This is a genomic window from Curtobacterium sp. NPDC087082 (assembly GCF_044745045.1).
GTDB lineage: Bacteria > Actinomycetota > Actinomycetes > Actinomycetales > Microbacteriaceae > Curtobacterium.
In genome coordinates, this window is record NZ_JBIUZN010000001.1 from 519,977 (window position 1) to 546,292 (window position 26,316).

General features: G+C 73.2%; 19 protein-coding genes. 4 read left to right on the top strand and 15 right to left on the bottom strand.

Features of this window, described 5'->3' with window-relative positions; translation table 11 throughout:
• Window positions 1-174: 174 nt before the first annotated feature.
• The 12 genes from ACIPEP_RS02495 to ACIPEP_RS02550 all read right to left on the bottom strand — a co-directional run bounded on the left by ACIPEP_RS02495 (window position 175) and on the right by ACIPEP_RS02550 (window position 18,636).
• The gene (locus ACIPEP_RS02495; protein WP_402716393.1) at window positions 175-1,959 is read right to left on the bottom strand and encodes a sulfite reductase subunit alpha; all 1,785 of its coding nucleotides are present in this window, start codon (window positions 1,957-1,959) and stop codon (window positions 175-177) included.
• Window positions 1,956-7,526: a glutamate synthase-related protein gene (locus ACIPEP_RS02500; protein WP_402716394.1), complete on the bottom strand. Its 5,571-nt coding sequence runs from the start codon at window positions 7,524-7,526 to the stop codon at window positions 1,956-1,958. The genes ACIPEP_RS02495 and ACIPEP_RS02500 overlap by 4 nt, the downstream gene beginning before the upstream one ends.
• Window positions 7,527-7,889: 363 nt before the next feature.
• Window positions 7,890-9,173 carry a bifunctional glycosyltransferase family 2/GtrA family protein gene (locus ACIPEP_RS02505; RefSeq protein ID WP_071296098.1) on the bottom strand — a complete coding sequence of 428 codons (1,284 nt, stop codon included), beginning with the start codon at window positions 9,171-9,173 and terminating at the stop codon, window positions 7,890-7,892.
• Between the two features lie 206 nt (window positions 9,174-9,379).
• Window positions 9,380-9,649 carry a hypothetical protein gene (locus ACIPEP_RS02510; RefSeq protein WP_071302863.1) on the bottom strand — a complete coding sequence of 90 codons (270 nt, stop codon included), beginning with the start codon at window positions 9,647-9,649 and terminating at the stop codon, window positions 9,380-9,382.
• Between the two features lie 126 nt (window positions 9,650-9,775).
• A complete protein-coding gene (locus ACIPEP_RS02515; protein ID WP_402716395.1) occupies window positions 9,776-11,224 on the bottom strand; it encodes an ArnT family glycosyltransferase in 1,449 nt (482 codons plus the stop codon).
• A 45-nt stretch (window positions 11,225-11,269) separates the two neighbouring features.
• Window positions 11,270-12,808: a sensor histidine kinase gene (locus tag ACIPEP_RS02520; RefSeq protein ID WP_402716396.1), complete on the bottom strand. Its 1,539-nt coding sequence runs from the start codon at window positions 12,806-12,808 to the stop codon at window positions 11,270-11,272.
• Window positions 12,805-13,527 (bottom strand): response regulator transcription factor, encoded by a 723-nt coding sequence (locus ACIPEP_RS02525; protein ID WP_402716397.1) that lies wholly within the window; start codon window positions 13,525-13,527, stop codon window positions 12,805-12,807. The genes ACIPEP_RS02520 and ACIPEP_RS02525 overlap by 4 nt, the downstream gene beginning before the upstream one ends.
• A gap of 35 nt (window positions 13,528-13,562) precedes the next feature.
• On the bottom strand, window positions 13,563-15,692 hold the full coding sequence (locus ACIPEP_RS02530; protein WP_402716398.1) for an ArnT family glycosyltransferase: 2,130 nt from the start codon (window positions 15,690-15,692) through the stop codon (window positions 13,563-13,565).
• 77 nt (window positions 15,693-15,769) lie between these two features.
• Window positions 15,770-16,597 carry a fructosamine kinase family protein gene (locus tag ACIPEP_RS02535; protein WP_402716399.1) on the bottom strand — a complete coding sequence of 276 codons (828 nt, stop codon included), beginning with the start codon at window positions 16,595-16,597 and terminating at the stop codon, window positions 15,770-15,772.
• A gap of 34 nt (window positions 16,598-16,631) precedes the next feature.
• Window positions 16,632-17,228, bottom strand: coding sequence for a putative toxin-antitoxin system toxin component, PIN family (locus tag ACIPEP_RS02540; RefSeq protein WP_402716688.1), 597 nt, complete (start codon window positions 17,226-17,228; stop codon window positions 16,632-16,634).
• 31 nt (window positions 17,229-17,259) lie between these two features.
• The gene (locus ACIPEP_RS02545) at window positions 17,260-17,697 is read right to left on the bottom strand and encodes a helix-turn-helix domain-containing protein (protein ID WP_402716400.1); all 438 of its coding nucleotides are present in this window, start codon (window positions 17,695-17,697) and stop codon (window positions 17,260-17,262) included.
• A gap of 90 nt (window positions 17,698-17,787) precedes the next feature.
• Window positions 17,788-18,636, bottom strand: coding sequence for a LysR family transcriptional regulator (locus tag ACIPEP_RS02550; protein ID WP_402716401.1), 849 nt, complete (start codon window positions 18,634-18,636; stop codon window positions 17,788-17,790).
• A 70-nt stretch (window positions 18,637-18,706) separates the two neighbouring features.
• Here ACIPEP_RS02550 and ACIPEP_RS02555 point away from each other — a divergent pair, with 70 nt between their 5' ends.
• The 3 genes from ACIPEP_RS02555 to ACIPEP_RS02565 all read left to right on the top strand — a co-directional run bounded on the left by ACIPEP_RS02555 (window position 18,707) and on the right by ACIPEP_RS02565 (window position 22,160).
• Entirely contained in the window at window positions 18,707-19,612 is a 906-nt protein-coding gene (locus ACIPEP_RS02555) for a DMT family transporter (protein WP_092385905.1), read from the top strand.
• An 87-nt stretch (window positions 19,613-19,699) separates the two neighbouring features.
• A complete protein-coding gene (locus ACIPEP_RS02560) occupies window positions 19,700-21,265 on the top strand; it encodes a long-chain fatty acid--CoA ligase (RefSeq protein ID WP_402716402.1) in 1,566 nt (521 codons plus the stop codon).
• A gap of 25 nt (window positions 21,266-21,290) precedes the next feature.
• The gene (locus ACIPEP_RS02565; protein ID WP_402716403.1) at window positions 21,291-22,160 is read left to right on the top strand and encodes a UbiA family prenyltransferase; all 870 of its coding nucleotides are present in this window, start codon (window positions 21,291-21,293) and stop codon (window positions 22,158-22,160) included.
• A 73-nt stretch (window positions 22,161-22,233) separates the two neighbouring features.
• Here the strand turns inward: ACIPEP_RS02565 and ACIPEP_RS02570 are convergent, their stop codons facing one another.
• Window positions 22,234-23,400, bottom strand: coding sequence for an FAD-dependent oxidoreductase (locus ACIPEP_RS02570; RefSeq protein WP_402716404.1), 1,167 nt, complete (start codon window positions 23,398-23,400; stop codon window positions 22,234-22,236).
• 107 nt (window positions 23,401-23,507) lie between these two features.
• Between ACIPEP_RS02570 and ACIPEP_RS02575 the strand changes: the two genes are divergently transcribed.
• Window positions 23,508-24,260, top strand: coding sequence for a DUF4184 family protein (locus ACIPEP_RS02575; RefSeq protein WP_402716405.1), 753 nt, complete (start codon window positions 23,508-23,510; stop codon window positions 24,258-24,260).
• Between the two features lie 156 nt (window positions 24,261-24,416).
• Here the strand turns inward: ACIPEP_RS02575 and ACIPEP_RS02580 are convergent, their stop codons facing one another.
• The gene (locus ACIPEP_RS02580; RefSeq protein ID WP_402716406.1) at window positions 24,417-25,628 is read right to left on the bottom strand and encodes an acyltransferase family protein; all 1,212 of its coding nucleotides are present in this window, start codon (window positions 25,626-25,628) and stop codon (window positions 24,417-24,419) included.
• 92 nt (window positions 25,629-25,720) lie between these two features.
• The gene (locus tag ACIPEP_RS02585) at window positions 25,721-26,293 is read right to left on the bottom strand and encodes a TetR/AcrR family transcriptional regulator (RefSeq protein ID WP_070418073.1); all 573 of its coding nucleotides are present in this window, start codon (window positions 26,291-26,293) and stop codon (window positions 25,721-25,723) included.
• Window positions 26,294-26,316: the final 23 nt, after the last annotated feature.

Here is a 26,316-nt window from a genome sequence, read left to right on the forward strand (position 1 = left end):
CCGGCCCAGGGAGCCGGTGACGGTGGCTCCGCGGTCGGAGGGGGGAACCACGCGACGCGCGAGGAGTCCCGGATCAGGGGCCTCCCGGCCCACAGCGCCCCCTCGCCGTCGCCCCGGTCGTGGATTCGGGTTCCGCACCGGGGCGACGGGCGTGGCACCGGCCGCGCGCGCCGCTCAGTACACGTCGCGGACGTAGCGCTTGCCGCGCCGCATGTCGGCGAGGTACGCCTGCGCGTCGTCCTCGCCCTTGCCCCGCTGGCTCCCGATGACGGCCAGGAGCGCCTGCTCGACGTCCTTCGCCATCCGTGAGGCGTCACCGCACACGTACAATTGTCCGCCGTCCTCGAGCCACGAGTAGAGCTCCGGGGCGTGTTCGAGCATCCGGGTCTGCACGTAGACCTTCTCGGCCTGGTCGCGCGAGAACGCCAGGTCGAGGCGGTCCAGGACGCCCTGCTCCTGCAGCTCGGTGAGTTCGTCCTCGTAGACGAAGTCGGTGTCGCGGTGCTGGTCGCCGAAGAACAGCCAGTTCCGGCCCGTCGCCCCGGAGACCGCACGCTCGTGCAGGAACCCGCGGAACGGTGCGATGCCGGTCCCCGGGCCGACCATGATCATCGGCGCGGACGGGTCGGCTGGTACCCCGAACGACGCGTTCGGCTGCAGGTAGACGTCCACGGTGCCGTCGGGGGCGACCCGGTCGGCGAGGAACGTCGACGCGACGCCGGCGTACATGCGGTGCGGGTCCCCGTACCGGACGGACGCGATCGTCAGGTGGATGCGGTCCGGGTGCGCGAGCGGGCTCGACGAGATCGAGTACTGGCGCGCCTGCAGCGGCCGGAGGTTCGGCAGGAGTTCGTCGAGTCCGGGTGCCGCGGGTCCGGCGTCGCGGAGCAGGTCGAGCACGTCGCGGCCCCACAGCCAGCGGTCGAGCTCGTGCTTGTCACCGTGCGAGACGACGGCGGCGAGCTCCGACGACGGTGCGCGCTGGACGAGGTCCGCGATGAGGTCCTTCGAGGGCGTCCGGATCTCACGGTCGGTCCGCAGGACCTCGGTGACCGGGCGGCCGTCGAGCGTCTCGGAGCCGTTCGCGCCGACCTGCTCGAGCAGCTCGCCGACGAACACCTCGTCGTTGACCGGCACGACCGCGAGCGCGTCGCCCGCCGAGTACTCGATCCCGGAGTCGCCGAGGTCGAACTCGTAGTGCCGGATCTCCTTCGCGCTGCGCGGCGAGGAGAGCAGCCGGTTCTCGACCAGCGTCGACGGGTACGGGTTGCGCTTGTTCCACTGGGCGCCGGGCCTGGAGGCACGGCTCGCGCCCGCCCCGCCGGCCGCGGTCGTCGCACCGGCCGCCGCCACCGCCGTGGTCGCGCCGGGCTGCACGCCCGCCTCCGCCGCCAGACGGTCGAGCACCGCGGCCGTCCAGAGCGCGGCCGGGTCCTCGTAGTCCACGTCGCAGTCGACGCGGTCGTGGATGCGGGTGGCGCCGAGCTGCTCGAACCGGGTGTCGAGGAGCTTGCCGGCCTGGCAGAACTCGTCGTAGCTCGTGTCGCCGAGCCCGAGGACGGCGTACTGCAGTCCCTCGAGCCGCGGCACGGTGGTCGCCTGGATCGCGTCCCAGAACAGTCCGGCGTTGTCGGGCATCTCGCCCTCGCCGTACGTCGAGGTGACCACGAGCACGTGCGACATCCCGGCGAGCTGCTCCGGCGTGACGGCGTCGAGCGCGGTGGCACGACCGCCGAGCCCGCGGGCCTTCGCGCCGGAGACCAGCTCGTCGGCGAGGAACTCCGCGTTGCCGGTCTGCGTGCCGAACAGCACGTCGATCGTCGTCGTCGGGGCGCCGCCGGAGGCCCGCTTGCCCGCGGCGGCGATGCCGGCGATGAACCCGGCGAGCCAGGACTCCTGGGCCTGCGAGAACGGTGCGTCGACCGGGATCAGCGATCCGGTCGGGGGGAGCAGGCTCACGCGGACACCGCCTCGGTCGGCGCCTGCGGTGCACGGCGGGCGATGTCCTCGAGCGCCGCGTTCGCGAGCAGCTCGTCGAAGCGGGCCTCGCGGACGCGGCCGTCGTTCTTGGCGTTCTGGTGCATGATCCACCCGGTGGTGCCCGGCGCGTCCATGCTGCGGTTGTTCCGCTGCGTGAGCGCGCGCTTGTAGTCGTCGAGGCGCTTGATCGCGATGAGGGTGGCGAGCTCGTCGTCCGCGAAGCGGTCCAGCGTGCCGCGCAGGTACTTCACGACGCGCTGCTTCACGAAGAAGTCCTCGGTGAGGATGAGGTTCTTGACCGCCTCGGTCACCCGGGGGTCGTTCGGGCCGGCCGCGCCGGGGACCCGCTCGAGCGCGAGGTCCTGGGCGACGCCGAGCACGGTGTACGAGGACAGGAGCGAGAACATGTCGTCGCCCTGGTCGCCGAGCGACGGGGCACGGCCGCCGAGGACGGCGCGCTGGTCGCGGTAGTCGACCTTGAACGCGCGGAGCTTGTCCGTCGCGATCGAGGTCGCCAGCTCGTCGAGCAGTTCGTTCCGGCTCGCCGCGGCCAGGATCTCGCCGGCGTCCTGGGTGAGCAGGAGCGCCCGGGGCATGCCGACGAAGACGTGCCGGCGGGTGGTCTCCCACTCGGCGAGCAGACGCTCGGCCAGCGCCGAGCCCGTCGCCTCGAGGTGCCACTCGAGCAGCAGGCGCGCCGCTGCCTCGTGGAAGGCCCCGCGCTCGGTGTCGGTGACCGGGAACACGAGGAGCGAGTCGGTGCTCGCGCGCTCGGTGACCTCGCCGGAGGGGTCGTACTGGTACAGGAACCCGCCGGACATGCCGTTCCCGAGGCCCTTGCCGAAGGTGCCGAGGTTGAGCACGGCACCGCCCGTCATGTACTCGCAGCCGAAGTCCCCGACGCCCTCGACCACGGCGGTCGCGCCGGAGTTGCGCACGGCGAACCGGTCGCCGGCCTCGCCCTCGACGAAGGTGCGGCCACCGGTCGCCCCGAACAGTGCGAAGTTGCCGACGAGGACGTTGCCGCCCTGTCCGGCACTGCCGCCACCGGGGGCGCGGACGATGATCCGGCCACCGCTCTGGCTCTTGCCGACGCCGTCGTTCGCGGTGCCGGTGTGCTCCAGCACGATGCCGTCGTTGTTGAACACGCCGTACGACTGCCCGGCCGACCCGAGCGTGCGGATCGTGACCGCGCCGTCGACGAGTCGGCGGCGTCCGCGGTCGTCCGTGGTGATCGCCGGGTGCCCGGACAGGTCGGTGTCGCGCAGCTCGTGGTTGAGCAGGCGCTCCACGTCGATGCCGAGCTGGCCGCCGACGGACTTGTCGCTGTTGCCGAGCAGCACGCCGTGCACGAGCACGTGCGCCTGCTCGTGGTCGACGAGGGCCGTGCGGACCCGCTCGAGCAGCGCGTCGTCGGTGTGGAAGTCCTTCTCGAGGTACTCCGGGTCCTCGACGACCTTCTCGGGGACCTGCGCGAGGAGCGCCCGGACGTCGAGGCGCCCGACGCTCGCCGGGTGGTCGAGGAGCTGCAGCAGGTCGGTGCGACCGCGGGCCTCGCGCAGGGAGCGCAGGCCGAGGCGGGCGAGGATCTGCCGCACGTCGTGGGCGATGTTGAGCAGGTACTGCGCGAGCGCGCGGGGGTCGCCCTCGAACGCCTCGGCGTTCGTGGTGAGACCAGCCGGGCACTTCACGTTGCAGTTCTTCGCCATCACGCAGCCGAGCATCATGAGCGCGGTCGTGCCGAACTCGAAGCTGTCGCCGCCGAGCAGCGCGCTCGTGACCACGTCGGAACCGGTCTGGTGCGCGCCCGAGCAGCGGAGCGTGACCTTCTGGCGGAGGCCGTTCGCGACGAGCGCCTGGTGGACCTCGGCGACGCCGATCTCCGCCGAGCGGCCGGCGTACTTCAGGCTCGTGACGGCCGCGGCGCCCGTGCCACCGGTGTTGCCCGCGACGTTGATGACGTCCGCGCCGGCCTTGGCGACGCCGACCGCGATGGTGCCGATGCCCTCGGAGGACACGAGCTTCACGATCACCCGGACGCGGGCGGCCTTGCAGTCGTGGATGAGCTGCGCGAGGTCCTCGATCGAGTACGTGTCGTGGTGCGGCGGCGGCGAGATGAGCTCGACGCCGGGGGTGCCACCACGGGCCGCGGCGATGTCCACCGTGACCTTCGGCGCGGGCAGCTGGCCGCCCTCGCCCGGCTTCGCGCCCTGGCCGATCTTGATCTCGAGCTCCTCGAGCATCGGGTCGGCGAGGTAGCCCGCCCAGATGCCGAACCGCCCCGAGGCGAACTGCTTGATGCGCGAGCCGCGGATCGTGCCGTAGCGGGAGTGGTGCTCGCCGCCCTCACCGCTGTTCGACATGCCGCCGACCATGTTCGTGCCGTGCGCCACCGCCTCGTGCGCGGTCGCGACGAGCGCGCCGTGGCTCATCGCGCCGGACGCCAGGGTCCGGGTGATCTCGTGCGCCGGCTGGACCTCGTCGAGCGCGACGCTCGCCGGGGCGTGGTCGAGCAGTGCGAGCAGCTCGACGGCGGAGCCGGTGGCGCGGAGCGTCACCTGGGTGTCGTCGACGGAGTCGACGTCGACCTGGCCGGGGTGCAGCAGCGCGAGGCCGTCCGCGAGGGCCGCGTGGCGCAGTGCACCCGTGGTCCCCGTCGACGTGAGCTCGAGGCGGAAGCGAGCCGTGCCTCCAGGAAGGTCCCCGTCGTCGGCCGGACGCGAGCCGGAGAGCCCGCGCACCGTGACGCTCGCGTTGCCGGTGGTCGAGAAGCGGCCGAGCTCGCGGGCGAAGTCCTCTGCCGTGTCGATGCCGGTGACGTCCGCGGGCAGCGCGAGGACGTCGCGGAGGGCCGCGGGACGGCGCGAGCGCTCGTCGTGCGTCGTCTGCAGGAACGTGACGTAGCCCGGGGTGATCCGGTGCGCGTCGATCTCGGCGTCGCTGAGCCGGTCGTAGCCCGTGTTCCGGTAGGCGGTGTCGGTGATGCCGAACGCGTCGTCGAGCTGTCCGAGCGTGAGGAGCCGCAGCGCCTCGGAGTCGCCGGAGCGCTCGAAGGCCGGACGCTCCTCGGTCATGCCGCCGAAGCCGCGCACGCTCGCGACGCCGAACGAGTGCCCGGCGCCGTCCGAGCGCTCCTTGAAGAGGCCGAGCATGGGCACCTGGCCCTCGGACTCGACCGTGCGGGCGCGCTCGTGCCAGTCCGTCGCGGCCTGGGCGATGCGGGCGAACCCGACGCCGCCGACCGGGGCCTGCATGTGCGGGAAGACCCGGGCGAGCAGGTCGTCGCGGGTGTCGAGGTAGTTCGGCTCGAAGAACTCACCGCCGATGTAGCTCTCGGCCGTGCAGAGCCCGACGCGGCCCATCGTCTTCGCGAGGGCCTTCTCGGCCGCCTTCCGGAAGCGCTTGAGGGCGAGGTCGGTCGCGGTCAGTTCGCCGGCCGGGGCGGGCGCTGCGGGGTACTTCTCCTCCGCACGGAGACGTGCGGAGAGGCTGTACACCGCTGCGGCGCCGAAGCCGAGCGCCGTCGCCACGTGGTGTGACGATGGCAGCTGACCGGACTCGGCGACGACGGAGATCCGCAGGCGCAGGCCGGTCTCGATGAGCCGCTGGTTGACGGCGGCCACGGCGAGGATGACGGGGAGGGGCGCGTGCGTCGACGACACGTTGCGGTCGGTGAGCACGGCGATGCCGCCGGTGCGCTCGGCGAAGGCGGCGACGGCGTCGGCGAGGTGCTCGGTCGCGGTGCGGACCGCGTCGGCGTTCGCCTGCTCGTCGCCGAGCACCGGCACGTAGAGCATGTCGAAGCGCTCGAGCGGCACGATGTCCTGCTCGCGCAGGCGCACCATGTCGAGGTGCCCGAGGATCGGGGACTCCACGACGAGCTGCCGCGTCGCCGAACCCGTCCCGTCGGGCTTCGCGCCGAGGGCGACGCGCATCGACATGCCGTCGGCCTCGCGGATCGAGTCGAGCGGCGGGTTCGTCACCTGGGCGAAGCGCTGCGAGAAGTACTTCGCCATGCCGCCCTCGGTGTCGCTCAGGGCGTTGATGGCGTTGCCGTAGCCCATCGCCGAGATCCGCTCCGAGCCGTTCTGCAGCATCGGGTCGAGCATGAACCGGAAGCTCTCCTGGTTCAGCGAGTACGCCACGTAGCGGCCCGCGAGCGACAGGTCGCCCTCGTAGCCGAGCGTGGTCGTCGTGCGCTGGTACTCCGGCGCCGGGACGTCGTCCAGGTTGACGCGCGCGGCGTCGAGGAGCGTCCCGTACGGCTTGCGCGCAGCGAGCATCTCGAGCACCTCGCGCGTGCGCATGAGCGTGCCGGTGCGGTGGTCGACGACGAGCATGCCGCCCGCCTCGATCCGGCCACGGTGCACGACGTCCTCCGGCTCGAACTCGACCTGACCGGCCTCGGACGACACCATCAGGTACTCGGCGGTCTGCACCGAGCGCAGCGGGCGCAGGCCCAGTCGGTCGAGCCGGGCGCCGACCACGTCGCCGTCGCTGAAGATCACGGCGGCCGGGCCGTCGTTCTTCTCCTCGTAGAGCGAGAAGAACTCGAGCATGTCCCGCACCGCCGGGGTCAGGGTGCGGTCGTTCTCCCACGCCGGGGGCATGAGCGAGACCACGGCCTCGACGATCTCGAGGCCGTCGTCGAACACCCGGCTCTGCAGGGTCTGGTCGAGGCGGCTCGAGTCGGACTGGCCGGGCGGGCGGACGATGCTGCGGGTGCGTGCACGGGCGAGGGCCTCGTCGGACAGCCGGTTCTTCCGGTCGGTGTTCAGCTCGCCGTTGTGCGCCATCAGGCGGAACGGCTGCGCCATCGTCGGGTGCGGCTCGGTGTTCGTCGAGAACCGGGTGTGGAAGTAGAGCGTCCGGACCGAGTGACGCGGGTCACGCAGGTCGGTGAAGTACCCGATGACCTCGCCGGAGTTCAGCCGCCCCTTGAGGATCTGGGTCCGGGCGCTGAGCGACAGCGGGTACAGGGCGGCGTGCTCGGCGCGGTCGGCGGCGGCCTGACCGTACGACACCGCCTCGATCGCGAGGAGGGCGCGGTTGGCGGCGGCGTCGACCTCGGCGCGGGTCCAGGCCTCGGGGGCACGGAAGACCCACTGCACGATCGGCAGCTGGTACTGCTCGGCCTCGGGACGGGCGACGGAGTGGTCCACCGGGACGTCTCGGACGAGCAGGAGCTCGAAGCCCTGCTGCTCGATGGCGTCCGTGACGGTCTGCTGCGCACGGGCGCGCTCGGCGTCCGCAGCCGGGCCTGCGCCGCTCGGCACGAAGCAGTTCGCGACGCCGAAGTGGCCCGCGCGGAGCTCCTCGCCGGTGATCGCGCTGAAGAACTCCACCGACAGGTCGATGCTCACGCCCGCGCCGTCACCGACACCCTCGGCGGACTTGCCGCCGCGGTGGGGGATGGCGCACAGCGCTTCGTCGCCCTTGCGGATGACGTCGTGGCTCGGCGTCCCGTCGAGTCGGGTGATGAAACCGACGCCGCAGTCGCTCGATTCGCGGGCAGGGTCGTAGAGACCGAAGGAGGAGGGGTTCACGTGTGCAGGTCCAGTGGGGCGTTGCCGGCAGCGGACGGCCAGGCTGCATCAGTGGAGCGCTCGCCGCGGGCAGACCGATGGTGGCAGTCGGGCCCTGTGGGGTTGTGGTGCGGTGAGGCGATGCTACGGCGCGGTATACCGCCCGCGCAACACCGCGGGGCCGGGGTGCGCGGCGCGGGCGCGGCGGGGGTGTGCGGCGCGGGTGCGGCGCGGCGTGCGGCGCGGCGTGCGGCGCGGGTGCGGCCGGCGTGCGGCGCGGTTCGCTTCCGCACAACGAAAGTCACTCCGCGCCGCGGATCCCCGTGGCGCGGAGTGACTTCGGTTGTGCGAGCGCGCGGCCGCGGGGCGGCCGGGCCGCCGGCGTCAGGCGGCGTGGCGCTCGTCGACCGCGATCGGCTCGGTCGCCGCCGTGCTCGCGTCCGCCGCCGGGGTCGTGCCCGGGCGGATGAGCTCCGGACGACGCCGGGACCGGAACACCCACGCCTTGAACAGGACGAAGCGGACCAGCGTCGCCACGAGGTTCGCGGCCGTGAGCACCACGATCTCCGCACCGTGCGACGATCCCGGTGCCGCCGAGTGCAGGATCACCAGCGACCCGGACGTGATCGCCCACGCGATCCCGAACACCACCAGCCCCTGCACGTGGTGCCGCCCTGCGCCGGCACGACCCCGCACCCCGAACGTGAAGCGTCGGTTGAGCGCCGTGTTGCCGATCGCGGTGACCAGGAGCGCCAGGAAGTCCGCGGTCTGGGCACCGATCGCCGGGCGGAACAGGGCGTAGAGCACGGCGAACGCGATCGTCGACAGCACGCCGATCGCCCCGAAGCGCAGCACCTGCCCGACGATCCCGACGTGCGGCGGCGTGAACGGACGGCGGCCGATGGCGTCGTACACCGCGCCGATCGGCACCCGTCCGGTCGCGAGCCCGCGGGAGACCCGCCACATCCCCTTGAGGTCCTCGGTCGCGGTCGAGGCGATGTGCACCGACGAGTTCACGTCGTCCACCCAGTCGACCGGGACCTCGTGGATCCGCAGTCCGGCGTGCTCGGCCAGCACGAGCAGCTCGGTGTCGAAGAACCACGCGTCGTCCTCGCAGAGGGGCAGGACGTGTTCCGCGGCCTGCCGGGTGATCGCCTTGAAGCCGCACTGCGCGTCCGAGAAGGACACCCCCATCGTGGTGCGGAGCAGCAGGTTGTAGGAGCGGGAGATGAACTCGCGCTTCCCGCCGCGCACCACACGTGACGAACCTGCCAACCGGGTGCCGATCGCCACGTCCGAGTGCCCGGACAGCAGCGGGGCGACGAGGGGTTCGAGCGCGGCGAGGTCGGTGGAGAGGTCCTCGTCGACGTAGACCAGCACGGTGGCCGGCGACGCTGCCCAGACGGCCTTGAGCGCACGGCCCCGGCCCTTCTCCGGCAGGTGCACCGCGTGCACGTCCGGCAGCATCGCGGCGAGGTCGTCGGCGATGCGCGCGGTGTCGTCGGTCGAGGCGTTGTCCGCGATCGTGATGCGCCAGGTGTTCCGGAGCGACGTCCGGCAGAAGGTGTGCAAGCGGCGGACGTGGGCGGCGAGCGTGTCCTGCTCGTTGTAGCAGGGGACGACGATGTCGATGTCGAGGGTGTGGTTCGTCTCCGTCATACCGCACATGCTCGGGACCGGGCATACGGGGACCGCAGCAGCCTGCTGTGCCGCGTCTAAGAACGCGCGGGCGGCCACCGTGCGCAGTCCGACGACGACTGCGCACGGTGGACCACGAGCAGTCGTCGTCAGAGCGCGCACCCGTGGCCGGGCAGCACGGAGCGGACAGCGCGCACCCGTGGCCGTGCAGCACGGAGCGGACAGCGCGCAGCGGGTCAGCGCGCGAACAGCACCTGCACGACCGCGATGACCACGAGCACCGCGATGGGGACGCCCGCGATCCAGACCCCGGCGCGCACCTGCGTCCGCCGGATCGTGGCCGGCGCGTGCGACGTCCGGGCGAACTCGGTCGCCGCGACGAGCTCCGGGGCCGCGGCCGGCGGCGCGGGCTCGGGCTGGGGCCGGTCGTCCTCGAACGCGGGCACCTCGACCACGAGGTCGTCGGCGCGCGGCCGCTCCGGCAGTCGTGCGAAGTCGTTCGGCATGCGGGCCCCCGTCCGTTCCCGTCCAGTGTGCCACGGCACCGACGGCACCGACGGCTTCCGCGCCGGCCACGCGCCCACCGGCTGCCGAGCTGCCAGCCGCGCGCCCACCGGCAGCCGAGCTGCGGGTCAGCCCTGGACGGTGAGCGCTCCCGACTGCAGGACGACCCGGCCGTCCTTCGGCAGCCACACCTGGAGTCCGCCGACCTCGGCGACCGAGAACCGCGACCGCTCCGAGTCGAACAGCTGCGTCACGGCACCGGACGGCGGGAAGCGTCGGTCGTTCCCGACCACGATCGCGACGTACGGCCCCTGGTCGGCCCGGGTGGTGCCGCGCTCGGCGACGTACGGCACGAAGAGCCCCGGGGTCGCCGACACGAACAGGATCTTGCCGTCCGGCACGTGCTGTTCCTCGAGGTAGTCCCCGAGCAGCGCGATGCCCGTCGGGTGCTGGCGCGCGATGTCCTGGCTGAGCCGGACGGACGGCACGACGAGCGAGACGACCAGCACGAGCGACAGCGCCGTCGCGACCGGGACCGCCCGCCGCACCGGCACACGCGGCAGTCGCGCCAGCCCGATCGCGGCCAGGACGAGCAGGAACGGCATCCACGCCGAGTAGTACGTGGGCAGCGCGATCTTCGCGACGACCACGTAGAAGCCCACGAGCAGCGCCAGGGCGATGCCGACGTACGCGACGAGCCGGTCGGCCCGGATCGCCAGCGCCGCGACGACCCCGGCCGCGAGGACGACGAGCAGCAGCACCCCCGTGCCGGCCTCCATGAAGTGCAGGTTCGCCCACCACGGGGCGAACCGGTAGACGGTGCCGCCGATGGTGATCGGGTGCCCGGTGGTGTTCTGCCCCTCCTGGAACTCGATCATGTACCGGATCGCGGACCGGATCCCCATCGGCACGTACGACACGACGAACACCAGCCCGAACGCGGCCGCCCACGTCGCGCCGCCGACGAGCAGGCGACGCCATGCCCGGAACAGCACCGGCAGCAGCAGGAACACCGGCAGCAGCACCACGGTGGAGACCTTCGACGTCACCGACAGGGCCATCAGTGCACCGGACACGGGCGCGAGCCACCACCGGTCGCCGCGCATCCACACCCACGCCGTGGCCACGGCGAGCACCGCGAACGCGGTCATCACCGGGTCGAGCAGTGCCAGACGGTCGACGCGCGGACCGGCACCACCGCGCGGCGTCAGCCACCAGAGGGCAGCTGCGAGCAGGGCGCCCCAGTAGCCGATCTCGCGCCGCAGCCACCAGTACAGCGCGACGCCGACGCCGAAGGTCAGCAGGGCGACGAGCACGCGCGGACCGATCGGCCCCTGCCCGGCGACGAGCTGCGCGAGACCGAACAGGTACTTCGCGGTCGGGGGGTGCTCGCGGTTGAACGAGAAGTCGCCGTGCACGTACTGCCACCCGGCGCGGAGGTAGATGTCCTCGTCGCCGGTGATGTTGGGCCCGCCGATGTTCCAGAAGCACTGGTAGAGGGCCCAGAGCAGGACCACGGCCGCCACTCCTGCCCGGATGCGGAGGTCACCGGCGAGTGCGGACAGTCGTGAGGGCACCGTCCGAACCTAGTTGCTCGGCCGCTCCCGAGCGAACCAGCCCGGTCAGCCGGCGTCCGGTGTCCGACCCGGCAGATCGACCGTGAACGCCGTCCGTCCCGGCTCCGAGGCGACCCGGACGAGTCCGTCGTGCGCAGTCACGACGGCCCGGACGATCGCCAGCCCGAGGCCGCTCGTGCCGTGCTCGCGGGACCGTGACGCCTCGCCGCGGGTGAACCGGTCGAACAGCGTCGGGAGCACCTCGGCGGGGATGACCGGTCCGTCGTTCGCGACCACGAGACGCACGACGTCGCCGGTCCGCTGCAGGGAGACCACCACGGACGTGCCCTCCGGCGTGTGCGTCCGCGCGTTCGCCAGCAGGTTCGTCACGACCCGGCGCAGCTGCGCCGCGTCCCCGGACACCACGAGCGGGTGGTCGTCCAGCACCTGCAACGTCCACCGGTGCCCGGGTGCGGTCGCGCGCGCGTCCATCGTCGCCTCGACGACGATCGACGTCAGGTCGACCGGCTCGCGCGCCGGTGCCGGGCCGGACGCCAGGGCGACGGCGTCGAGCCGTGCGAGCAGGAGCAGCTCCTCCACGAGGTCGCCCATCCGCACCGCTTCGCGCCCGATCCGGTCGACGTTGCGGCGGACCGCGTCGGGGTCGTCCGACGACGCCGAGAGCTCGGCGTACGCCCGCACGGTCGCGATCGGGGTCCGCAGCTCGTGCGAGGCATCGGCGACGAACGTCCGCATGCCCGTCTCGGCCTCGCGTCGGACCGTGAGCGCCCGGGCGACGTGACCGAGGAGGCGGTTGAGCGCGGTGCCGACCTGCTCGACCTCGCGGTTCGCCGCGAGGTCCCCGGCCGAGACCCGCACCGGGATGTCCGTGTCGCCGCGCTCCAGGTCGAGCTCGGTGACGTCGGACGCCACGGCCGCGACCCGTTCGAGCGGGCGGAGCGATCGCCGGACGAGCAGGGTCAACGCCCAGGCCGCGACGAGCAGCCCGACGACCGTCACGACACCGATGACGAGCAGGAGGCGGGCGATGGCGGCGTCGAGGTCACCGAGCGGCAGCGCGGTCACGAAGACGTCGCCGTCGTCGCCGACGGCCTGCGCCCGGTAGGTGCCGAGCTTCCCCAGGTCGACCGTCACGGGGTCGCCGTCGCTGGCGATGCGCGACAGGGTCGCCTCCTGCGCCGACGACAGCCCGTGCTGCCGGCCGCTGCTGTCCGTGTACCCGCCGAGGACTGTCGCGCCGTCCCGCAGGATCGCGACGACGGTGCCGGCGGACTGTCCGGGAGCGCCGATGAACGCGTTGTCCGGGTCCGAGCCGGAGCCGGTACCGGTCGACGGGGGCGGTGGCCGTTCGCCGTCCGGTCCGCCGACGGTCCGCTCGGCCGCGGTCGCGAGTTCCGCGTCGAGCCGGTCGACCAGGTACCCGCGGAACGCGACGACCGTCACCGCTCCGACGACGACGTTGGTCGCGACGAGCAGGAGCGCCACGGCCGCCACGATCCGCCACCGCAGCGACGGCACGCGCCGCCGACGGTCGGTGCCGTTCCGGGCCCGGGAGGCGCGGCTCGCCGTCCGCGGTCGGCTCACGTCGTCGGCCGGAGCACGTACCCAGCTCCGCGGACGGTCTGCAGCATCGGCTCGCGTCCGGCGTCGAGCTTTTTCCGCAAGTACGACACGTACATGTCCACGAGGTTGGACGACGTGCCGAAGTCCATCCCCCAGACGTTCGCCAGGAGTTGCTCCCGGGAGAGCACGCGGTTGGCGTTCCGCACGAGGTGCCGCAGCAGCTCGTACTCGGTCGGGGTGAGGTCGATCGGTTCACCGGCGCGCGTGACCGTCCTGGCGTCCTCGTCGAGCCGGAGGTCGCCGACGCTCGTCGCGGCCGGACTCCCGACGGCCGTGACCCGGGGCGACGTCCGGGCCAGGATCCGCGCCCGGACGAGCAGCTCGTCGATGCCGAAGGGCTTCGTCAGGTAGTCGTCGCCGCCGCCCGTGAGTCCGGCGAGCCGGTCCTCGGGGGCGTCCCGCGCCGTGAGGAACAGCACCCGCACGTCGTCCCGGGCGTCTCGGAGGCGTTCGAGCACCTCGAACCCGTCGATGTCCGGGAGCATCACGTCGAGGACGACCACGTCGGGTCGGAAGTCCCGGGCGGCGAACAGCACGTCGCGCCCGCGGTGCACGGCCCGCACCTCCCAGCCGTCGCCCGCGAACGCGAGGGCGACGGCGTCCGCGAGGGCGTGCTCGTCGTCGACGACGAGGGCGCGGACGGGCGAGCCGTCGGTGCGCTGCAGCGGTTGCCCGGTCACGTCCGCGAGCCTATCCACCGCGCCCTCGTCGTCGATCACTTCGTGCTGCTCAGGTCGTAGACGGTCTGGCCGCCGACCGTCGTGGACTCGTAGTTCGCCGCGACCCACTCCTGGATGGCCGACGCCGTGGACGATCCGCCGCCCATGCCGCCGCCGCCCGAGCCGGAGGACACGTAGTACCCGATGTCCCCGTCGGCGACGTACGCCTGGAACTCGGCGAGCGTCGGCGCCGGGTCGCTCGACCAGCCGCCGATCGCCATCACGGCGGTGTCGGTGTCGAGTTCGAGCTGTGCTGCCGACTGCGAGCCGTTGACGGCCGCGGCCCACTTGGCGTCGGACGCCTCGAGCAGCTTCTGCAACGCCGACGAGGTCGTCGACCCGCCACCGCCCATGCCGCTCGGGACGCCGTCGGTCGATCCCTCGGCGGTGCCACCGGCGGAGTCGCCGGGCGCCTCGCCGGTCATGCCCTCCGGCGGGGTCCCGCCGGGACCCTGCTGGGAGCCGCCGTCGGTGCTGGAGCCGCCAGTCTCGGAGTCGGAGGTCGATCCGCCGGGTCCACCCGCGCCTCCTGGCATGCCACCCGTGCCACCGCCGCCCATCCCACCGGAGCTGCTGCCCGCCGGACCGACGCTCGGGATCGAACCGGAGTGCGCGACGGTCGTCGTGGCGAGGGCGTAGGCCGTGGTGCCGCTGAGCCCGAACAGGGTGCCGGCGAGGACGCCGATCGTGACGAGCCTGCGGAGCGACGGCACGCTGCCCATCACGACGAGCGCTGCCGACAGCAGGCCGCCGGCCAGCATCACCCAGCGGAGCCAGGGCAGCCACGTCGGGTTCTCGTTGAGCAGGCACCAGCCCCAGAAGGCCGTGACGCCGATCATGGCGGCGAGGCCGATGCGGCCGGTGAAGCGCTCCCGTGCGTGCCAGAGCAGCGCGCCGCCGGTGCCCACGAGCCCGGCGATCGCCGGGGCCAGCGCGACCGTGTAGTACGGGTGGATCGTGCCGGACATGTACGAGAAGACGAGTCCGGTGACGAGCAGCCAGCCACCCCAGAGCACGAGTCCGGCGCGGGCGGGGTCGGCCAGGTGACGGCGGCCGACGACGACCAGGCCGACGATCAGCGCGATGAGTGCGGCGGGCAGGAGCCACGAGATCTCCAGGCCCATCTCGGACGAGAACAGCCGGTTCAGACCCGTCGACCCGCCGAACGAACCGCCCGCGGTGCCGCCGGTCATGCCGCCGCCTCCGCCGCCGTTGCCCGAGCCGCCGAAGATCCGACCGAGGCCGTTGTAGCCGAACACGAGGTCGAGCACGGTGTTGTTCGTCGAGCCGCCGATGTAGGGGCGGGACTCGGCGGGCCACAGCCACACGGCGACCACCCACCAGCCGGCGGCGACGACGAGGGACCCGGCGGCGACGAGCAGGCCGACGACGCGCCTGCCCCAGGTGGTGCGAGCGGCGAACAGGTAGACGAGGCCGAACGCCGGCAGGACGAGCAGCCCCTGCAGCATCTTCGTCAGGAAGGCGAACCCGAGGGCGACCCCGGCGAGGGCGATCCACTTCCAGCTGCCCCTCGGGAGCGCCCGCACGGTGCAGTACGCGCCGGCGGTCATGAGGAGGACGAGCAGCGCGTCCGGGTTGTCGAACCGGAACATCAGCGCGGCGGCCGGGGTCGCCGCGACGACGAAGCCCGCGAGCAGCGCGCCGACGTTCGCCGTGGTGGCCCCGAGCCGGGCGAGCGTGCGGCGGACCGTGCCCCACACGAGCGCGACGGACCCGACGGCCATGAGGGCCTGGGGGAGCAGGAGGCTGAAGCTCGAGAAGCCGAACAGCCGGGCGGACAGCACCATCACCCACAGCGAGGCCGGGGGCTTGTCCACCGTGATGAAGTTCGACGAGTCGAGGGAGCCGAAGAAGAACGCCTCCCACGACTTCGTGCCGGCCTGCACGGCGGCGGCGTAGAAGCTGTTCGCGTACCCGGAGACGCTGAGGTCCCAGAGGTACACCACGGCGGTCACGGCGAGGAGCGCCCAGAACGCGGGCCGGAGCCAGCGGGCGTCCTCGCGCTCGCCGAGGAACAGGCGGGCGACGGGCTTGCGGCGCCGATCCCGCGCGTCGGTGCGCGCGGTCTCGCGTCGATCGGTCACGGGTATCGGGTACGTGGTCATGGCAGTGAGGATTCCGGGCGTTCCCCGACTGTCACCCTGCGTCGGCTATGCGCGCCCTAAGACGCGCGGCGCGCAGTTCACGCGTACCGCTGCGCCGCGCGCAGGGCCGCCCCCGTGTACGAGCCGCCGAACAGGAACACGTGCAGGAGCAGCGGCGCGAGCTGGTGCAGCTCGACCCGCTCCTGCCACCCGGCGGCGAGCGGGGACTCGGCGTCGTAGGCGGCGAGCACGGCCTCGAGCCGGGGGAGTCCGAAGAGCCCGAGGAGCGCCAGGTCCGTCTCGGCGTGCCCGCCGTGCGCGATGGGGTCGATGAGCACCGCTCCCGTGGGCGTCGTCCCGTCGACCGGCTCCGCCTCCGTCGGCCAGAGCACGTTGCCCGCCCAGAGGTCGCCGTGCAGCCTCGCCGGCCGGTCCCCGACGAGCTTCGGCTGCGGGGACCCGAGCGTCCCGTCCTGAACCCGGTCGGCGACCCGGTCGAACACCGCTGCCTGGGCGTGGTCGAACCCGCCGGCGTCGACGATGCGGCGGACGAAGTCGCGGATCCGGTACTCCGCGAAGAACTCGCCCCAGGTCGCCGGTGCGTCCGCCGCGGCGACGAACGGCGTGCGGGAGCGTCCCATCCGCAGGGGCGTGCCCGTCGGCCAGCCGGACGGCGGCGCGCCCCAGTGCTCAGCGCCCGCGGCGTGGGTGTGCGCCAGGGACCGGCCGAACCGCTCGGCCTGCCGTGTCGACGGCGAACCGTCCGGGATCAGCTCGAGGTCGATGACCGTCGGGCGGGGTCGACCGAGCACGCGGGCGATCCGGGTGCCGCCGTCGGGTTCGGCCTCGGCGAGCCAGTCCAGACCGGCTGCCTCGGCGGCGGCCTCGTCGGGGGAGGCGAAGGTCTTCACGTGCGTCTCGGCCATCGTCCCATCCTGCCGGTGTCGCCTCCGTACCGGGTCAGCGGATGCGCTCCGGTGCGGGCCGTTCCCCGCCGGCGAGGACCCGCAGGTGTGACTCGACCCGGGCGGCGAACGCGGGGCACCCCGCGTCGCGCAGCGCGTCGGCGAGCCCGCGACGCTTCTCGTCCGGACGTGATGCCCAGTAGCGCGTCTGCTGACGCACCACGTCACGCACCGCCGCCGGTGCCGAGTCGTCCACGAGCACGAAGAAGTCGTCCGAGCGGTACACCTCGTCGTTCGCGGCGTCGTCCGAGGCGAACCCCCGGTCGTCGGTGAGCAGGACGTGGGCGCGACATGCCTCGGCGGCTGCGTGCACGTGGCGGTCGTCCGGGTCCGGTCCGCCGTACGCCACCGTGGCGTCGAAGTCCTCGACGAGCTCGTCCACCGCGCCGAGGACCGCTGCGCGCAGTCGGGTCACCGCCCCGCCCGGGAGCGTGGGGTGCTTCCGGCGGAGGGTCCGGACGGTCTCGGCGAGCACGTCCTCCGTCGTGTGCAGCTGGAACATCCCGTCGGTGCGGAGCCGGAGGAGGCAGGTCCAGTCGCGCAGCGTCCTGCTGCAGAGCACGTTCGCGTCGACGAACACCCGCTGGAGCATCACATTTCACACCGTAGCGGTCCGCGCGGTGTCAGTCGAACGCCTCGCCTGCTTCGAGGAGCTCCTGTGCGGCGGCCTGACGCACGCGCCGTCGTACAGCGCGCGCCGCGAGGACGTCGTCGCGTCGGAGGCGCCGGTGCGTACCCACGCGGTGCGCCGCGATCTCGCCGCGATCGATCATCTTCACGAGGGTCGGCCGCGAGACCCCGATCACGTCGGCCGCGACGGTCGTGGTCATCTCGTCGGGGAGCACCCTCGTCGACACGGCTGCGCCGCCGGCCATGCTCTCGACGAGGTCGGCGAGGAAGGTGCCGAGTCTGCTGGGGAGAGCGATCGAGGAGCCGTCGTCGAGCGCCATCGTGACGGCGGTCACCCGTCGGTCGCCGGCTGCGGACACGACGTCCGCCGCCTCGTGCCGCGCGACCTCGTCGATCGGTACCGCTCGACCGGTGGTGGTCACGGCGTGCATGGCGGCCTCCGTTCGTCGGTACGGCTGCGGTGTGCAGTCCACTGCCACCGTACGGCGGTTGCACTTGCAAATGCAACCTGCGGGACCGGGTCAGACCGCGTGGACGAGCGCCCTCGCCAGCGGGTGCCACTCGCGGGACGTCGGCCCGCTCAGCACGAGCGTCCGTGAGAGTCGCCGGGCCATCGGCACCATGACGAGGTCCGGCGGCAGCATCACCCGCCCGAGCGTCGGCACGATGGACACGCCCTCGCCCCGCTCGATCATCCCGAACATGGTGCTCATCTCCCGCACCCGGTGGGCGTACCGGAACGGCTGCCCGTCGAGTTCGTGCAGCCGCTGGATCTGGTGCTCGCACCCGCCACCGCCCGCGACGAGGCCGTCCTCGTGCAGGTCGTCGAGCGTCAGCGCGGGGAGGTCGGCGAGCGGGTGGTCGCGGCGGACCACTGCGGCCATCTCGTCCTGCGCGACGACCACACCGCCCGGTGGCACCGGCGTCGGGTCGACGAGCACGGCGGCGTCGACCGTGCCGGCCTCGAGCCACTCGGGCATCTCGTCGTCGTCGCCCTCGTAGACCTGCACGTCGACGTCCGGCAGCGTCACCGCCCACAGCTCGCGGAGCCGCGGCAGCAGGCCCTGGCAGACGGTGGGGACGGCCGCGAGGCGCACGGTGCCGCGCGCCGTGGCGGGCCGGACCACTGCCTCCAGGGCCTCGACGGAGGCGAGCACGCTGCGGGCGTGGGCCAGCAGACGGTCGCCGAGGGGCGTCGTGACGGCGGCCGCCCCGCGCCGGACCACCGGACCGCCCACCTCGCGCTCGAGCCCCGCGAGGGCGTGCGACACGGCGGACTGCCCGACGCCGAGCGTGGACGCCGCGCCCGTGAAGGAGCCGGCGTCGACGGTGGCGACGAACGCGCGCAGCTGGGGCACCGAGACGGTCATGCGTCTTCCTCATCCGTTCATGAGCGACATGCGTTTGCCGCATGCGCCGAGGATGTCGACACTAGGCGACATGAACGCGGTCCTCTACCTCCTCGTGGCACTGACCTGGGGCTCGAGCTTCCTGTTCGCGAAGATCGGGCTCGACGGGCTCGCACCGCAGCAGGTCGCCACGGTGCGCACGGTCCTCGGCGCGCTCACGCTCGTCGCGGTCCTGCTCGCGACCCGCCGGCGCTGGCCGCGGGAGCCACGGGTCTGGGGACACCTGCTCGTGGTGTCGGTGTTCCTCAACGCGGTGCCGTCGTCGCTCATGGCGTGGGCGGAGCAGACCGTGCCGTCCGGTCTCGCGAGCATCTACAACGCGACGACGCCGATCATGACGTTGGCGGCCCTCGCGGTGCTCGTGCCGTCCGAGCGGCTCCGCGGACGGCAGGTCGCGGGCATCGTGCTCGGGATCGTCGGCGTCCTGGTACTGGTCGGTCCGTGGAACGTCATCGGGGACCCGGAGGTCCTGGCGAGCGTGCCGGGGCAGGTCGCGCTGCTCGGGATGACCGCGTGCTACGGCATCGGCCTCGCGTACCTGCGCCGGGTGGCGGTCGGCAGCGCGTACGACCCGGTCACGCTCGCGACGGTGCAGCTGACGCTGGCCTCCGGACTGCTCCTGCTGGTCGCGCCCGTCATCGCCACGGGTCCGGTACGGCTGGACTGGAGGATCGTGGGGGCGATGGTCGCGCTCGGGTGCGTGGGCACGGGGCTGGCCTACGCCTGGAACACGCGGCTGGTGCAGGCGTGGGGAGCGGGTCGCGCCTCGACGGTCACCTACCTGACGCCGGTGGTCGGGGTGGTGCTCGGCGTGCTGGTCCTCGGCGAGCACGTCCGGTGGAACGAGCCGGTCGGGGGACTCGTGGTGCTGCTCGGCATCGCGCTGGCGTCGGGCGTGGTGGGTCGGCGACGTCTGGGCGTGCGGGCTCCCGCCTGAACGGGGGCCGGATCCGGGAGCGACCGCGGCCGTAGGATCGGGCCGAGAAGTCGTCCACGGAGTCGTCGACGGAGACGGAGACCGGTCATGACCGCCACCCACCACACCAGCGCCACCGCCTCGGTCGCAGCGATCCTCGCCGAGTCCGCAGCGCGGTACCCGGACGACGTCGCCGTCATCGTCGGGGACCGGCACACCACCTACGCCGAGCTCTGGAGCCAGACGCTCGCGTACGCCGGTGCGCTGCGGGCCCGCGGCGTGGGACCGGGCGACCGTGTGGCGATGCTCGTCCCGAACGTCGAGGACTTCCCGCGGGTCTACTACGCGACCCTCGCGCTCGGCGCCGTGGCGGTCCCCGTGCACGCGCTTCTCAAGCGACGCGAGATCGAGTACGTCCTGCGCGACAGCGGCGCCGCGCTGCTCGTCTGCGCCGCACCGCTGCTCGGTGAGGGCGCGGCCGGTGCCGAGCTCGCCGAGGTCGAGGTGGTGACGGTGCTCGCCCCGGCCGACTCCCCGGACCGGCTCGAAGCGCTCGCGGAGCAGGCGGAGCCGCTCGACACCTACGTCCCCCGGCACCCGTTCGACACCGCGACGATCCTCTACACGAGCGGCACCACCGGCAAGCCCAAGGGTGCGGAAGGGTCGCACTTCTCGCTGCTCGAACAGGTCAACACGAACCTGATGACGACGTTCGACATGCACCGCGGGGACGTCCTGCTCGGGGCCCTGCCGCTGTTCCACACCTTCGGGCAGACCTGCACGATGAACACCGGCTTCCGGGTCGGCGCGACGATCGTCATGCTGCCGAAGTTCGACGGCGACACGGCGCTCGCCGCGATGGTCGAGCACGGGTGCGGCATCTTCATGGGCGTCCCGACGATGTACATGGCGCTGCTCGACGCGGCGACCCGTTCCGATGCCCGTCCGACGCTGCGGTACGCGATCTCCGGCGGCGCCTCGCTGCCCCTGGCGGTCCTCGAGCGGTTCCAGGACGTCTACGACGCGCCGATCCACGAGGGCTACGGCCTCACCGAGACCTCGCCGGTCGCGACCTTCAACCACGTCGGACGGCCGCCACGCCCCGGCACGATCGGCACCCCGGTGTGGGGCGTCGACGTCGAGATCGCCGACCCGGAGCAGCACGACGCGATCGTGATGCTGCCCCACGGCGAGATCGGCGAACTCGTCATCCGCGGGCACAACCTCATGAACGGGTACCTCGACCGTCCCGAGGACACCGCCGCCGCGATCGTCGACGGGTGGTTCCGGACGGGTGACCTCGGGACGAAGGACGACGACGGCTACCTGACGATCGTCGACCGGACGAAGGACATGATCATCCGCAACGGCTACAACGTGTACCCGCGGCAGGTGGAGGAGGTCCTCGCGACCCACCCCGACGTCACGATGGCCGCGGTGTTCGGCGTGCCGCACGAGCTGCACGGGCAGGAGATCGAGGCCGCCGTGGTGCTCCGTGCCGAGGCGACGGCGACGCCGCAGGAGCTGATCGACTTCGTCGCCGCCGAGATCGCCGCCTACAAGTACCCCCGGGCGGTGCACGTCCTCGACGCGCTGCCCCTCGGCCCGAGCGGCAAGGTGCTCAAGCGCGAGCTCGTCGACCGGTTCGGCGCGGAGGTCCCGGCACGCTCCTGAAGCCGGCCCTGCGTACGCTGACGACGTGAGCGACACCGGCAGGGCCTCGACCGCACGGTTGCTGTTCGCGTCGTCGCACCCGGGGCCCACCGTCACCGTGACCGTGCTCGCGACGGTCATCGCCGTGGCGGTCGGGCACGCGTGGTGGACGGTCGTCCTCGTCGCCCTGACCGTCGTCGCCGGGCAGCTCTCGATCGGGCTCGCGAACGACTGGATCGACGCCGATCGCGACCGGGCGGTCGGCAGGTCGGACAAGCCCGTGGCGCAGGGGTCGATCGCCGTCGGCACGGTCCGTCGCGCGGCCTTCGGTACCGCCGGGGCGTCCGTCGTCCTGTCGGTGTTGCTCGGGCCGGTCGCCGCCGTCACGCACCTCGTGCTCGTGGCCGCGGGGTGGGCCTACGACGCGGGGCTCAAGCGGTCGGTCTGGTCCGTCGTGCCGTTCGTGGTCGCGTTCGGGCTGCTCCCGGTCGTGGCGGTCTCGGCCGGGCCGGACGGCGACTGGCCGGCGTGGTGGGCGATCGCGACGGGGGCGGTGTTCGGCGTCGCGATCCACTGCACGAACGTGCTGCCGGACCTGGTCGACGACGCGGCCACCGGGGTCCGGGGGTTCCCGCACCGGCTCGGGCTCCGGGGCGCGGGCGTCACGGCGTTCGGGTCGCTCGTCGTGGCGGCGCTGCTCGTGCTCGGTGGTCAGGTGCTCGGGGACGATCCGGTCCGGGGCGCGGGGGTGGTGCTCGCGGTGCTCGGGACCGTCGTGGTCGTCGCGCTCGCCGGCCTCGGGGTGCGGCTCGTGCTGGCCGGGCGGGCATCGCGGGTGCTGTTCCGACTCGTCATCGCGTCGTCGCTCGTGCTCGTCGTCGAGCTCGGCCTCGCCGGCGCCCGCCTGGTCGCCTGACCGGCGCCCCCGCGCCCCGCCCGCGCGACCAGCCAGCGCGCACGCAGCAGTGCCCCCGCGCTCCCGCGACCCGTCACGCCCACCGCATCGCGTACACACCGGCCAGCGCATCCGCGGTCGGGAGGGACAGGACCGTCCGGAGCAGCGCCTCCCGTCCGGCCGCCCCCACCCTGCCGAGCGGACGGCCGAACGGACGCCCGAGCGCCATGTTCACCTCCGCCTGCCGCGCCGCCCGTCGCGCGACCGCCTGCCGCCGCCGCGCGTACTCCGGCCACGGGCCGGCGCTGCCCGATGCGACCGCCTCCACGAGGAGCGGCGCGAGTTCGGCCGCGTCGAGCCACCCGAGGTTCATGCCCTGCCCGCCGATCGGGCTGATCTCGTGCGCCGCGTCCCCGGCGAGGACGACACGGCCGACGCCGACCCGCTCGGCCTCCCGGCGTCGGACACCGAACCCGCTGCGCATGCTGCAGGACGTCGGGTCCGGCCGGACACCGGTGCGTGCCGCCACGATCGCCGCGAGGTCCGCCGCGCTCGGCGACGGATCGTCCGAGGACGCCAGGAGCACGACGTACCGACGACGGTCGCCGGGCAACGGGAAGGACTCGACCACGCCGGCCGGTCCGACGTCGACGAGCGCGTCCGTCCGGGCAGCGGGGTCCTCGACGTCGGCGAAGTCCCCCATCGCGTAGCGGTCCGGGTAGTCGCGACCGGTGGTGGCGATGCCGAGCAGGTCCCGCACGGTGCTCCGCGAGCCGTCCGCCCCGATGACGAACCGGGCCCGCACGGCCACCGCGCCGCCGGGGCCGGTCCCGACCGCGTCGACGTGGTCCGGGTGCCGCTCGAGCGCCGAGAGCACCGTGCCGGTCCGGAGCGCGTCCGGCGCTGCCGCGGCGAGACGCTCCCGCAGCAGGGCCTCGGTCCGGTGCTGGTCGAGCGTCGCGACGTACGGGTGCGTGGCCGACGCGTGGTCGAACGTCAGGGCGCCGAGCTCCCGGCCACGGCTGCGCGCGACCCCTCGGCGGACCCGGACGGCCTCCGCGAGGACCGGCCCGTCCAGCCCGATCGCCGCGAACGCGTCGAGGGACGGCGGGTGGATCCCGATCGCGCGAGAGCCCGTCGGCGCACCCTCGCGCCGTTCCCACACCACGACCTCGAGCCCGCGGGCCGCGAGGATCGCCGCGGCGAAGAGGCCGACGGGCCCACCGCCGACGACGAGGACGTCGACGCGCTCCGTGGTCACGGCCCGAGCCTACGGACGGTCGACGCAGCGCCCACCCAGCCGATCGGCACCCGGGGTCATCCGCTCGACCGAAGCGCTCCACCGGGGCCGTCCGCGATGCTGGGGTCGTGCCCTTCACCGTCAGCCACGCGGTCGTCGCCCTGGCCGCCCGCCGGACCCCGCTGCCCGTCGCGGCGGTCGCCGTCGGAGCCATGGCGCCGGACGCCGTCCTGTTCGCGCCGTTCCTGCCGCCCTACGTCGTGGCGCACTCGTGGGTGGGCGTCGTGACGATCGACCTGGTGGTCGCGCTGGTCGTCCTCGTGGCCTGGTGGTACCTGGTGCGGCCGGCGTGGGCGGAGGCGGTGCCCGGCGTCCGCGAGCGGCTGCCGGCGAGCTGGTCGGCCCCTCCGCGTGCCGGGGACCGGCCGGTCCGCCGGGCGGTCGCGGTCGTCGTCGCCTGTCTCGTCGGGAGCGTGACGCACGTCGTGTGGGACGCGTTCTCGCACCAGGCCGGGTGGGCGGTGCAGGCGATCCCGTTCCTCCGCGAGGGCCCGGCGGCCTACCCGGTCTGGGCCGGCGTGCAGGACGGTTCGAGCGTGCTCGGGTTGCTCGGGCTCGTCGTCGCGGCCGTGGTGTGGTGGCGACGGAGCACACCGCGTCGGATGCCACCGGTCGCTCGGTCGGAGGCCGCGGTCGTGGTGGCCTCGGGCGCGATCGTCGTCCTCGCCGTGCTCGGGATCGCCGGTCGGGTGCTCCTCGGCGGCGGTGGCGTCGCCGGGATCGTCACCGAGCTCGCCTTCCGGTTGCCGGTGGTCGTCGCGCTGGTGCTCGTGGTCGGCGCCGTCGGACTGCTGGTCGGACGCAGCCGTCGCACCCGCTGACGCGGACCCCGGAGGCGCGGTGCGGCCGCCGTCGGTCCTCGCGCGTCCGGCAGGCCGCGGGTCGGGAGGCGCGGTGCACGCACCGTCGGTCGTGTCGCGTCCGGCAGACCGTGGGTCGGGAGGCGCGGTACGGGGCCGACCCGCGCCTCCCGTCCGTCAGGCGGTCGCGTCCGCCGTCTCGCGCGCGGACCGGTCCGCGGCGACCAGTCGCCGGGCCTCACGGAACCGCTTCTGCAGTCGCTCGACCGGCACCTCGACCGCGTAGGCCGCCCCGACCGCGACCAGCAGCGCCGCCCCCACGAGCCACACCGAGCCCCACGCCCCGATAGCGAACGTGCCGAGCAGCGCGATGACCACGGGGTGCCACAGGTACGCCGAGTACGACACGCGACGACCGAACCACGACACGGGCGTCCACGCGAGCGCGGCCGACAGCGGGGACCGCACCGACACCAGCCCACCGATGAGCAGCGCCGAGATCAGCCCGGTCACCGGGAGCACGACGCCGAACGACCAGGCGTGCTGCGTCCAGTCGTCGTCGATCCAGAACTGCACCGCGGCGAGCAGGCCGATGCCGAGCCAGGTGCCGACGTGCCCGGCGATCCCGGAGGCCCACGTCCGGAAGCGCTCGTCGTCGAGGAGCAGTGCGAGCAGGCACCCGGTCGCCAGCGGCACGACGCCGAGCACGGGGGAGAAGTACACGTCCGGGGTCGCGCCGCTGTTCGGCGTCCGGTAGCTCAGCCACGACGCCGCTGCGGCACCGACGATCACGACGCCGAGCCCGGTCATCAGCCAGCGCCGACGCGACCGCAGTGCGAACAGGAGCACGAGGACGGGGGGCCAGACGAGGTAGAACTGCTCCTCCATCGACAGGCTCCACGTGTGCGCGAAGACGCCCTGCGTGGTGTCCCAGTACGAGCGGAAGAGGTTGCCGGTGTAGCTCAGTGCGATGAACGCCGCCTCGCCGGGGGAGAACGAGGCGCCCTTGTAGTCGCCGACCCAGTTCCACAGCGCGAGGCCGACGATGACGAGCGCGAGCAGTGCCGGGTAGAGGCGGAGGAGTCGCTTCGTCCAGAACGAGCCGAGCCGGATGCGCCCGGTGCGGCGGTGCTCGCCGAGGAGCAGCGTCGAGATGAGGAACCCGGAGAGCACGAAGAACACCGTCACGCCGATGAACCCGCCCTCGAACTGCGGCACGTGCAGGTGGTAGAGGATCACGATGAGGATCGCGACCGTCCGGAGCCCGTCGAGCGCCGGAGCACGGTTCGTGAGCGGCGGCGGGGGCGTCGGTCGTGCGTGCCTGCCGTCGGTGTCGGCCGGTGCGGATGTCGTGCGGGTCCGCTCCGGCGAGGTCGTGGTGATGGCCACGGACGCCTCCTGCGCGATGCTGTCGATGGGGTCACGGGCCGTCGGGCCGTGACCGGATCGTTACATGATGCTCGCGGAAGGTAAGAGCCGTCTCAACGACCGGGGTGCACCAGGGTCGTCAGGGCGTCGAGTCGTTCGTGGGCGATGGTGGCGAACGGGCGGTCCTCGTCGTCGGCGATCCACTGCGCGAACGACAGGTGGAACACGGTGACGGCGGTCTCGGCGGCGATGGTCGCGGCGGGCTCCGGGACGCCGCGGTCGCGCAGGACCTCACCCAGTCGGACCTTCAGGGTCGCGAGCTTGCCGAGCTCCCGTTCGCCGAGTGCGGGGTTGCCGTCGATGATGCCCTGGCGTGCGCGCGACCACGGGCGGCGCTCGTCGGGGAAGAACGCGCCGCTGGCGTCGAGCGCGAGCCGGACGAGGTCGAAGGGCGGGGTGCCGGCTGGTGCTGCCTCGATCGGGGTGGTGAACATGCCGAGGAAGTCGTCCTGCCCGGCGAACAGCACTTCGCGCTTGTCGGCGAAGTGTCGGAAGAAGGTGCGCTCGGTGACCTCGGCCGCGGCGGCGATCTCGGCGACCGTCGTCTCGTCGTACCCCTGCTCCGCGAAGAGCTGCAGGGCAGTGGCCTGCAGCCGCTCACGGGTCCCGGGTTGCCATCTCGCCATGTCCGCAGTCTACTGATGACAGC